Annotated in this window: 8 protein-coding genes; 7 read left to right on the top strand and 1 reads right to left on the bottom strand. The window is 68.5% G+C overall.

Going from position 1 to position 10,561, the window contains the following annotated elements; translation table 11 throughout:
- Positions 1–1,138 precede the first annotated feature (1,138 nt).
- The 7 genes from FOY91_RS19115 to FOY91_RS19085 all read left to right on the top strand — a co-directional run bounded on the left by FOY91_RS19115 (position 1,139) and on the right by FOY91_RS19085 (position 9,509).
- Complete coding sequence (locus FOY91_RS19115) at positions 1,139–3,355, top strand: xanthine dehydrogenase family protein molybdopterin-binding subunit (RefSeq protein WP_145155322.1); 2,217 nt, start codon at positions 1,139–1,141, stop codon at positions 3,353–3,355.
- A gap of 51 nt (positions 3,356–3,406) precedes the next feature.
- Complete coding sequence (gene hemH, locus FOY91_RS19110) at positions 3,407–4,405, top strand: ferrochelatase (RefSeq protein ID WP_145155326.1); 999 nt, start codon at positions 3,407–3,409, stop codon at positions 4,403–4,405.
- Between the two features lie 30 nt (positions 4,406–4,435).
- Entirely contained in the window at positions 4,436–5,158 is a 723-nt protein-coding gene (gene phbB / locus FOY91_RS19105; RefSeq protein ID WP_145155320.1) for an acetoacetyl-CoA reductase, read from the top strand.
- Positions 5,159–5,192: 34 nt separating this feature from the next.
- Positions 5,193–5,417, top strand: coding sequence for a ribbon-helix-helix domain-containing protein (locus FOY91_RS19100; protein WP_275266051.1), 225 nt, complete (start codon positions 5,193–5,195; stop codon positions 5,415–5,417).
- A 100-nt stretch (positions 5,418–5,517) separates the two neighbouring features.
- On the top strand, positions 5,518–7,974 hold the full coding sequence (locus tag FOY91_RS19095; protein WP_145155316.1) for a TonB-dependent receptor: 2,457 nt from the start codon (positions 5,518–5,520) through the stop codon (positions 7,972–7,974).
- 85 nt (positions 7,975–8,059) lie between these two features.
- Positions 8,060–8,815 (top strand): energy transducer TonB, encoded by a 756-nt coding sequence (locus FOY91_RS22655; protein WP_275266050.1) that lies wholly within the window; start codon positions 8,060–8,062, stop codon positions 8,813–8,815.
- Positions 8,816–8,825: 10 nt separating this feature from the next.
- Entirely contained in the window at positions 8,826–9,509 is a 684-nt protein-coding gene (locus tag FOY91_RS19085; RefSeq protein WP_145155314.1) for a Fe2+-dependent dioxygenase, read from the top strand.
- Positions 9,510–9,931: 422 nt separating this feature from the next.
- Here FOY91_RS19085 and FOY91_RS19080 read toward each other — a convergent pair.
- Positions 9,932–10,561 (bottom strand): FAD:protein FMN transferase (locus FOY91_RS19080; RefSeq protein WP_145155312.1); only part of this gene is annotated, 630 nt, incomplete at its 5' end.

Genomic DNA, 10,561 nt, shown 5'->3' with positions numbered 1-10,561 from the left:
TGTATGGGGCGTGAGGGGCGATTGGGGGGCGGGTTTCGCCTACTTGCCGCCGTTCGCAGGGCGCGTAGCATAGGCGCATGATCCGATCCGGCTACGCGCTCCTGCCATCGCTGCTCTTCATGGCTGGTTGTCCTGCGGGCACACCGAGCGATCGAACGGTCGATCTGATCGAGCGGCAGCTCGCTTTAGACCCATGCTTGAAACACATCGCCTCGATGCGGCGGACGTATTCGTTCGCGCAGCGCGGGTGGAAAATTGACTCTAACAGGATCGACGTGGAGGTAGAGCAAGCTGACTTCGACGGGCTCCCCGGTGGTAGGTTTATTATTTTACCACCCCGCTCCTTCTCCCTTGACGAACGCGATCGCTTTCAAGCCGCTGCAACTTACGTCGTTAGCACGGGTAGTTTGGACCTTTGGCACTGTGGAGGCACTTGGACTGGGCTGCGTCACACGCCACGCTTCTAATCGTCCCTCCGCTCGCCACCATCTTGGGCTGTTCGGTCGGTCAACCGATCCTGCAAGCTGCCGGGCAGGAAACGCCCAACAGCGGACATTGAGTTAGGGTCCGGGGTCGCCACTTAAAGGTCGCTCTGTCCAAGCGCCCCCTTCTCCACAGTCGCCATCTTCTGAACACTGCAACACGCGGGAAATTAGCGATCTGACTTCCGCAACCTCTGAGCACGGTGCATCAGCCGCAGGCTTGTATATCGTTACCGGCTGCGGACTCATCTGACGAATTAACTTGAGATACTCTAGGAGAGTCGGCTCCGAGACGGGTGTGCCGTTGAACTGCAAGCCTCTACTCTTCTCGATTGTCACGGTGTTCCAAGCCCGATGTGCGGCAGCAAGAGTATCTAGTGGAGCAGCTCTCCAAGTGGGATCGGGGAGACGGCAGTTCATCGATGCATCGCCGCCCGAGCATGCTCCAAGAGCAAGTAGAGCAGCGTAGGAATGATGGAACAGGCGCATTTCTTCATGGTACTCGCCGCATGGCATCAGGCAAGGTCTGCTAACCACCACCTCACGTCGTTCGGCGTCGGACGAAGCGTCGAGGCTAGGCCTGTCATGATGGCGCGGCTGGTGCTTCACCCGCTCCGCCCCTATCCCACACCCATGACCATCCCGAGCCGCCTCCCATGCCCGTAACCCGCAGGAACCTGCTGATCGGCGGCGGTGCCGGCGCGGGGCTGGTGCTGGCGTGGGGGCTGTGGCCGCGCACGTACCGGCCCAATCTCGTCGCCGCGCCGGGGGAGACGATCCTCAACGCGTTCCTCAAGATCGGCACCGACGGGCATGTCGCGGTCGTCGTGCCGCAGGCCGAGATGGGGCAGGGGGTATGGACCGCGCTGCCGCAGATCCTCGCCGACGAACTGGGGGCGGACTGGCGGACTGTTTCGGTGGAGCCGGCGCCGATCAGTCCGCTCTACGCCAACACGCTGCTGATCGGCGAGGGCGCCGAGGAGTCGCTGCCCGCGTTGCTGAAGGGCGTAGGCGGCTGGGCGGCGCGCACCTATGCCACGCGCAACGCGCTGATGCTGACGGGCGGCTCCTCCTCGATCCGGGGGTTCGAGCCGCGCTTTCGCGAAGCGGGGGCGATGGCGCGGGCGCTGCTGTGCATGGCGGCGGGCGCGCGCTGGGAGGCGGACTGGCGGGCGTGCGATACGGCCGAGGGTTTCGTCACGCGCGGCGCCGACCGGCTGCGTTTCGCCGATCTGGCGGCCGAGGCGGCGGGGTTCAGCCCGCCCGACGTCGCGCCGCTGCGCGCCGTGGGGGCGGGCGGGATCGTCGGGCGGTCGATGCCCCGGCTCGACCTGCCGGCCAAGGTGGACGGCACGGCGCGCTATGCCGCCGACGTGCGGGTGCCCGATCTGGTCTATGCCTCGGTGCGGCACGGGCCGATCGGCAGCGGTGCGGTGCAGGGGTTCGACCGGGCGGCGGCGGAAAAGGTGCCGGGCCTGATCGGGCTGGTCGAGCAGCCGGGCTGGGTGGCGGCGGTGGCGGCGAACTGGTGGGCGGCGGACCGCGCCGCCGATGCGATGGCCCCCCGCTTCACCCCGGGGGAAAATGTGCCGGACAGCGCCTCGATCGAGGCGGCGCTGGCGGGGGCGATGGCGAAGGGCGAGGGGCGGCGCTTCGCCTCGACCGGCGATCTGGAGGCGGCGTTCGCGGCGGGCGGCAACCGGCTGAAGGTCGACTATGCCGTGCCCTTCGCCGTTCACGCCGCGATCGAGCCGCTGACCGCCACCGCGCGCATCACCGGCGACCGGCTGGAGCTGTGGATGCCGACGCAGGCGCCCGGCATCGCCCGCGCGGCGGTGGCGAAGGCGATCGGCTTCGCCGGGGATCGGGTGACGGTGTATCCGATGCTCGTCGGCGGCGGCTTCGGTCGCAAGATCGAGCATGACGCAGGAATCCAGGCGGCGCTGTGCGCGCAGGCGATGAAGCGGCCGGTGCAGGTCACCTGGTCGCGCGCGGAAGAGACCATGATGGACCGGATGCGCCCGCCCGCCCGTGCGCGGATGACGGCGGCGCTGGGGCGCGGCGGCCGCATCCGCGGGTGGCAGGCGGAGATCGCGGCGCCCGCCACGATGGCCTCGATGATGGGCCGGCTGATGCCCGGCGCGGGCGGCGGCAATTCGGCCGAGGCGGCGGCGGTGGAAGGTGCGGTACCGCCCTATGCGGTGGACGCGCTGGCGGTGGATCATTTCCCCGCCGACATCGGCGTGCCCACCGGCATCTGGCGCGCAGTGGCGCACAGCTACACCGCCTTCTTCACCGAATGCTTCGTGGACGAGCTGGCGCGGCTGGCGGGCATCGAGCCGCTCTCGTTCCGCATCCCGCTGCTGGCCGGCAACCCCCGGCTGGCGCATTGCCTCGTCACCGCCACCGCGCTCGGTGGATGGGACGGCGGGGTGGCCGGCAGCGGTCAGGGTGTCGCCTGCCATTCCAGCTTCGGCAGCCATGTCGCCATGCTGGCCGAGGCGCATGTGGGCGAGGGGCAGCGGATCGTGGTGAGCCGCGTCGTCGCGGTGGTGGATTGCGGGCGGATCATCAATCCCGACATCGTGCGCCAGCAGATCGAGGGCGGGATCATGTGGGGCATCGCCGCCACGCTGGGCGCGACGACCGGCTTTACCGCGGGGCGGGCGGACGCGCGCAATTTCGATGCGCTGGGCCTGCCGCGCCTGGCCGACACGCCGGAGATCCGCATCGAGCTGGTGCGCAGCAACGCCGCCCCCGGCGGGGTGGGGGAGATCGCGGTGCCGCCGGTGGCGCCCGCCATCGCGAACGCGCTGTTCGCCGCCACCGGCCGGCGGCTGCGCACGCTTCCCCTCACCCCCGGCGGTCGCTAGAACGGTGGCTCGCCGGCCGTGTCGCGCCGATACGTCGAAAAGGCCGCCCGCTTGATCCCCGCCGACCACCCCGCCGTTCCCGTTCCCGCCATCGGCGTGCTCGTCGTCAACCTCGGCACGCCGGATGCGCCGACCCCCTCGGCGGTGCGTCGCTATCTGGCGGAGTTCCTCTCCGACCGGCGGGTGGTGGAACTGCCGCCGATCCTGTGGCAGCCGATCCTGCGCGGCGCGGTGCTGACGACGCGGCCGCGCAAGTCGGCCCACGCCTACAGCCAGGTATGGCGCGAGGACGGCTCGCCGCTCGCCGCGATCACGCGCGCGCAGGCGCTGGCGCTGGCGCCGCTCTTCCCGCCGGGGGGGATCGTCGACCATGCGATGCGCTACGGCAAACCCGCCATTGCGGAGCGGATCGCGGCGTTGCGCGAGAAGGGGTGCGACCGCATCCTGATCGCGCCGCTCTACCCGCAATATTGCGCGGCGACGACCGCCACCGCCAACGATGCCGTGTTCGCCGCGCTGGCCAGGATGCGCTGGCAGCCGGCCATCCGCACGCTGCCCCCCTATCACGACGACCCGGCCTATATCGCCGCGCTGGCGGCCTCGATCGAGACGGGGCTGGCGGCGCTGGACTTCACACCGGACGTGATCCTGGCGAGTTTCCACGGGATGCCGCAGCGGACGCTGGAGCAGGGCGATCCGTACCATTGTCACTGCCAGAAGACGGCGCGGCTGCTGCGCGATGCGCTGGGGCGCGATCTGCGGATCGCCTTCCAGTCCCGTTTCGGGGCGGCCAAGTGGCTCGGCCCGGCGACCGATGCGACGCTGGCCGCGCTGCCGGGCGAGGGCGTGCGCCGGGTGGCGGTGGTGGCCCCCGGTTTCTCCGCCGATTGCCTTGAGACGCTGGAGGAAGTGGCGATCAGGGGGCGGGAAACTTTCCTCCACGCCGGAGGAAGTGACTTCGCCTACCTGCCTTGTCTGAACGACAGTCCCGATGGCATCGAAATGCTGCGTATTGTTCTTGCGCGACAGCTCGAAGGCTGGTTACCATAGTCGTTAACGAGTAAGAGACGGAGAGAGATAATGGCGCGTGTAGCGATCGTTACTGGGGGAACGCGTGGCATCGGCGAGGCTATCAGCCTTGCACTTCGCGAAACCGGCGTCACTGTCGCCGCCAACTATGCGGGCAATCAGGAACGGGCGAAGGAATTCACCGATCGCACCGGTATCGCCGCCTTCCGTTGGGACGTGAGCGACCCGGAAGCCTGCGCCGCCGGCGTCAAGGAAGTCGAGGAGGCGCTCGGCCCGGTCGACATCGTCGTCAACAATGCCGGCATCACCCGCGACGGCGTGCTCGCCAAGATGAGCTACGACGACTGGAAGGCCGTGATCGACACCAATCTGGGCGGCTGCTTCAACATGGCCAAGCCCACCTTCGCCGGCATGATGCAGCGGGGCTGGGGGCGGATCGTCAACGTCGGCTCGGTCAACGGGCAGGCGGGGCAATATGGCCAGGTGAACTACGCCGCCGCCAAGTCCGGCATCCACGGCTTCACCAAGGCGCTGGCGCAGGAGGGCGCGCGCAAGGGCGTGACCGTCAACGCGATCGCCCCCGGCTACATCGACACCGACATGGTGGCGGCGGTGCCGGCCGAGGGGCTTTCCAAGATCGTCGCCAAGATTCCGGTCGGCCGGCTCGGCCAGGCCAGCGAGATCGCCCGCGCGGTGACGTTCCTCTGCTCCGAGAACGGGGCGTTCATCACCGGATCGACGCTGTCGATCAACGGCGGGCAGCACATGTACTGATCGCGCGGCGCTGCCGACCGGCCCTGTCGATCCTGTGGCAGGGCCGGTAAAGCGTTCCGTGATGGTGGCGGGCCACGCCACCTCGATCAGCCTCGAACCGATCTTCTGGGATGCGCTCGCTGCTGCCGCGTCCGAGGACGGACTGCCGATCACCGCGCTGGTGGCGCGGATCGCCGCCGAGCGTATCGCCGTTCCTCCCCCCGCCAATCTCGCCAGCGCCGTCCGCGTATGGCTGTTTTCTCGTACTCGACCCCGGTGACGTTCATATTTTGTGATAATGACTCGCATTGACTCTGCGATACGTTCGCAATAACTGACCCGTAACGATCGCCCGACGGCTGATCGACGGGGGAAAATTCATGTCAGATCACGAGAACGCGCCTCGCGGCGCGACCAGCCTGCTTGCGCTTTCATGTGTCGGGTTCATCGCCAGTGCCACGCCTGCCCACGCCCAGGCCGCACGGCCGGTGGAGGAAAAGTCGGCCGTGCTCGGCGGCATGACGGTGACCGACACCGTCATCGAGGATCGCGTGAAGGTGGAGCGGGCCGAGAACCCGAAATACACCCGCCCCCTGCTCGATCTGCCGCAGACGATCACCGTTATCGGCGCGCAGACCATCCGCCAGCAGAACCTGCTCACCCTGCGCGAGGTGCTCGGCACCGTGCCGGGCATCACCTTCGGCGCGGGCGAGGGCGGTTTCGGCTACGGCGACCGGATCAACCTTCGCGGCTACAGCGCCAACAACGACATCACCGTGGACGGCGTCCGCAGCGGCGCGGTGCTGAGCCGCAACGAGACGTATAATATCGAACAGATCGAGGTCACCAACGGCGCCAACTCGGTCGTCAACGGCGGCGGCTCGGTCGGCGGCACGATCAACCTCGTCACCAAGCGGCCCACCGCCGAGAACACCACCGTGCTGAACGCCGGCATCGGCACCGACAATTATTATCGCGCGACGGTGGACTCGAACGTCCGCCTCAACGAGCTGATCGCGGTCCGCCTGAACGCGGTCTATCACGAGAACGACATCCCAGGCCGGCAGGTGGAGAATAACAAACGCTGGGGCGTGGCGCCGGCGATCAGGATCGGCATCGACGGGCCGACCAGCCTGACCTTCCAGTACGAGCATCTCGACGACGAGAGCCTGCCGCAATACGGCATCCCCTATTTCGCGACGCTGGGCGGCGTGATCCCGGACATCAACCGCGAGGGCTATTACGGCTTCCGCAACGTCGATACGCAGAAGTCGAAGACGAACTCGCTGCAGGCGATCTTCGCGCACCGGTTCAGCGACACGGTGAGCATCCGCAACCTGACTCGCTACGAGAACATCCGGCAATATACCGTCACCAGCCAGCCCGCCGGCACCTTCTGCCTGGACAACGGCCTGACCTCCACCGGCGGCGCCTGCACCGTGGCGATCTCCACCGCGCCGGCGCGCAACCTCACGATCCCGGCGGGCTACTACCTGCCCACCGGCGGGCGCGGCACCACCCGGCACATCCGCAACCAGACCGCCTACAACCAGACCGACCTGACCGCCGTGGTGAATACCTTCGGCGCGGAGCATACGCTTGTGCTGGGTGCCTCGGCGCTGTGGGAGAAATATGCGCTGGATTCGGGCAACATCCTGCGCGCCGCCGACGGCAGCAATCCGTTCGCCGCGCCCGGTTATTACCCGCTCACCAGCATCGCCAACCCGAACGGCGTGATCGTCGGGCCGGCGGCCACCACCGGCCTCGCCCGGATCTACGGCTCCAACGTCTATACCGGGCCGATCAACTATATCCGTGGCGCCTACAGCGATGGCGAGCAGACCAGCTATGCCGCCTATCTGTTCGATGCGGTGAAGATCACCGACTGGTTCGAATTGAACGGCGGCATGCGCTACGAGCGGTTCTCCGGCGAGAACGTCACGCGCAACTTCAGCACCGCCGTCGCCACGCTGGGCCAGCCGACCACCACCACCGGTCCGTTCCGCGCGACCGATCACCTGTTCTCCTACCGCATCGGCGCGGTGGTGAAGCCGATGCCGAACGTCAGCGTGTATGCCGCGTTCGGCAATTCGCGCACGCCGTCCAAGGCGTCGGTCGATGGCTCCTGCGCGCTTGCCACCTGCAACACCGCACCGGAATCTGCCAAAAATTACGAAATCGGCGCAAAGGCCGACGTGTTCGACGGCGGCCTGCAACTCGCCGCCGCGCTGTTCCGCAACGAGCGTGACAAGTACCGCCTCGTCTCGGGCGATCCGACGATCCCCGATCAGGTGCTGGACGGCAAGTCGCGTGTCGACGGCATCGCGCTGAGCGCCACCGGCAATATCGGCGAGGCGTTCTCGATCTTCGCCAACTACACCTATCTGGACAGCAAGGTGGTGCGCGGCGTCTCCCGTTTCTGCCTGGCCAATCCGGGTGCCGGCACCTGCGCCAACAGCGCGGCCTTCCCCGATCCGGTGGCGGGCGTGGCCCTGCAGAGCACGCCGAAACATTCGGGCAGCGGCTTTGCCACCTATCGCCTGCCGTTCGGATTGGAGCTGGGCTACGGCCTGACCTATCAGGGCAGCTTCCTGCTGAACGTGCCGACGCTCGCGCAGCTGGCGGCCAACAATTACGTGGCCTACCGCGTGAACGATTACGTCACGCATCGCCTGATGGTCACCTATCCCGTCACCAGCGCATTGCGGGCGCAGCTGAACGTGCAGAACTTCACCAACGAAAAGTACGTCACCACCGTGCGCACCGCGACCGGCAACAGCTGGGCACAGCCCGGCGCGACCCGCTCGGCCGTGCTGAGCCTGTTCTATACCTTCTGATCCGGGCGGAGAGGCAGGCCCGGCTTCCCATGCGATTGCTTCGCAATAGAGAATCGATTATGCGGAACATAAGCATGGGGGGACGATGATGGACGTGGCGTACGGGCGCAGCACGGTCGCAACCGGGGGCGAGGCGCGGTTCCGGGCCAGCTTTCCCGCCCTAGTCGATGCGCCGCCGCATGTACCGCCGCCCGCGCCTGCCGTCCGCTACGGCGACCAGCGTCGCCCCAACTTCACCGCGATCGGCACCGTGCTCGCGCTGCATGCGGTGCTGCTGGTCGGGCTGGTGAAGGCGGACGTGATCCCGCTGCACAGGAAAGCGCCGCCGCCGCTGGTGGTGGACCTGATCGCCGAGCCGCCGGCGCCGCCCCCGCCGCCGTCCGCCACGCCGGAGCCGGTGGTGCAGCAGGTGCAGCCGCCTCAGCCGACCATCGTCTCGCCGCCGCCGCTGGTGGCGACACCCGCGCCGCCGCCGCAGGTGGCCATCGTGGCCGAGGCACCGCCGCCTCAGGCGGTGGTCGTGGCCGCCGCCCCCAGGGTGGCGGCGGTCAGCGCGCCGGTGTCGGTCGATCTTTCGACCAAGCTCGTGTCCGGCAAGCCGCCGCGCTATCCGATCGAATCCCGTCGTCACAAGGAACAGGGCACGGTCGTGCTGCGCCTCACGCTTGGCCTCGATGGCGGGGTCGAGGCGATTTCGGTCGCGCAGAGCAGCGGGTTCGACCGGCTCGACCAGGCCGCGCTCGATGCGGTGCGGCGCTGGCGCTGGTCGCCCACGGTGCAGGGCGGGCAGCCGGTGCAGGTGCGGGGCATGGTGCCGATCCCGTTCGTATTGCAGGGCTAGGCATCGCCCGATGATGCTGGCGATCCCCGACGTGCTGGACGCCGCCGGCGTGGCCCGGGTGCGCGCGCTGATCGACGCGGCGGACTGGGTGGACGGCAACGTCACCTCCGGCCACCAGTCGGCGCTGGCCAAGCGCAACCACCAGTTACCGCAGGGGAGCGCCGCCGCGCAGGAGGCGGGGGCGATCATCCTCGATGCGCTCGGCCGCTCGCCGCTGTTCGTGTCGGCGGCGCTGCCGCTCAAGGTGTTCCCGCCGTTGTTCAACCGCTACACCGGCGGCGAGGCGTTCGACACGCATGTCGACAACGCCGTGCGGATCCTCGCCGGCAGCGACTTCCGCGTGCGCAGCGATCTTTCCGCCACGTTGTTTCTCGCCGAGCCGGACAGCTATGACGGCGGCGAGCTGGTGGTGGAGGATCATTATGGCGTGCAGGCGGTGAAGCTGCCCGCCGGGCATCTCCTGCTCTACCCGGCGTCCAGCCTGCACCGCGTCCAGCCGGTCGCGCGCGGCGTGCGGGTCGCCTCCTTCTTCTGGGTGCAGAGCATGGTGCGCGACAATGACGCGCGGCGCATCCTGTACGATCTCGACCACAGCGTGCAGGCGCTGGCGGGGGAGCGCGGTCAGGCCGATCCGGCGATCATCCGGCTGACGGGCGTGTACCACAATTTGCTGCGCCGCTGGGCGGACTGCTGAGGGCGAGGGCGGGCTCCCCTTTCCCGGACCTTGTGTCGAGACATCGAGCGTCACGGGGGCGGCCCCTCGACTTCGCTCGGGGTACGGAGATCGTCTTGCGGCGGCGGCTTGGAATTCGGTGGCGTAGAACCGATCTGCGGACTTTTGGAGCCTGACCGGAAGTATAGTTTTAACCTTCGCTCCCCGAGCGAAGTCGAGGGGCGGGCCACGCATGTGACGCTCCGTGTCTCGACTTCGCTCGACACAAGGGCGGGATGCGGCGGGATCAATCAGGATTCCGACGAAAGCCGAGGCTGACTTTCAATCCCTCAGAATGATCGGTCGGGGGCCGACCTTATGTCCTCCTGCTCCAACTACCGGCGCTTCGCGCGCACCGCGGTACGCTCCAGCACGCAGCCGGGGTCGCGGTGGAGGCACGTCCCTCAGTCCAGCATGGCGGCGAAGGAGGGGGTGACGTGCTCGGCGAAACCGTCCCCCTCGCGCGTTACGAACAAAGCGGCGATGTCGCCCCGCGCGGCGAACGCCATCCCCCCGGCCACGCCCATCACCAGCAGCGCGGTGGCGAGCGCGTCGGCCATCATGCACTCGGCGTGCAGCACGGTGACGGAAGCGATGTCGTTTTTCACCGGGCGGCCGGTGCGCGGATCGAGGCTGTGGGCATAGCGGCGGCCGGCGTGGTCGAAGTAGCGCCGGTAATCGCCCGAGGTCGCGATGGCCAGGCCGTGCAGCGCGACGTGGATGGGGGCGAGAGGGACGGGGGCGAGCGCGGAGCCCGGCGGCGCTTCCACCGCCACCCACCACGGCTGGCCATCGGGCCGCACCCCGCGCCCGACCAGCTCGCCGCCGATCTCCACCAGCGCGTGGGCGATGCCGTGGCCGGCCACGACCGCCGCCAGCCGGTCGACCGCATGGCCCTTGGCGATGCCCGACAGATCCAGCCGCAGCCCGCCCGGCTGGCGCGCGCGGCGGGCATGGATGTCGAGGTCGAGCCGCCGCCAGCCGCTGGTGGCCTGCGCTCGGGCGATGGCATCGGGCGGGGGCGGCAGCACGGG

Source organism: Alterirhizorhabdus solaris, assembly GCF_007785815.1.
Lineage (GTDB): Bacteria > Pseudomonadota > Alphaproteobacteria > Sphingomonadales > Sphingomonadaceae > Alterirhizorhabdus > Alterirhizorhabdus solaris.
This window is presented reverse-complemented; position numbering and strand designations above follow the sequence as displayed.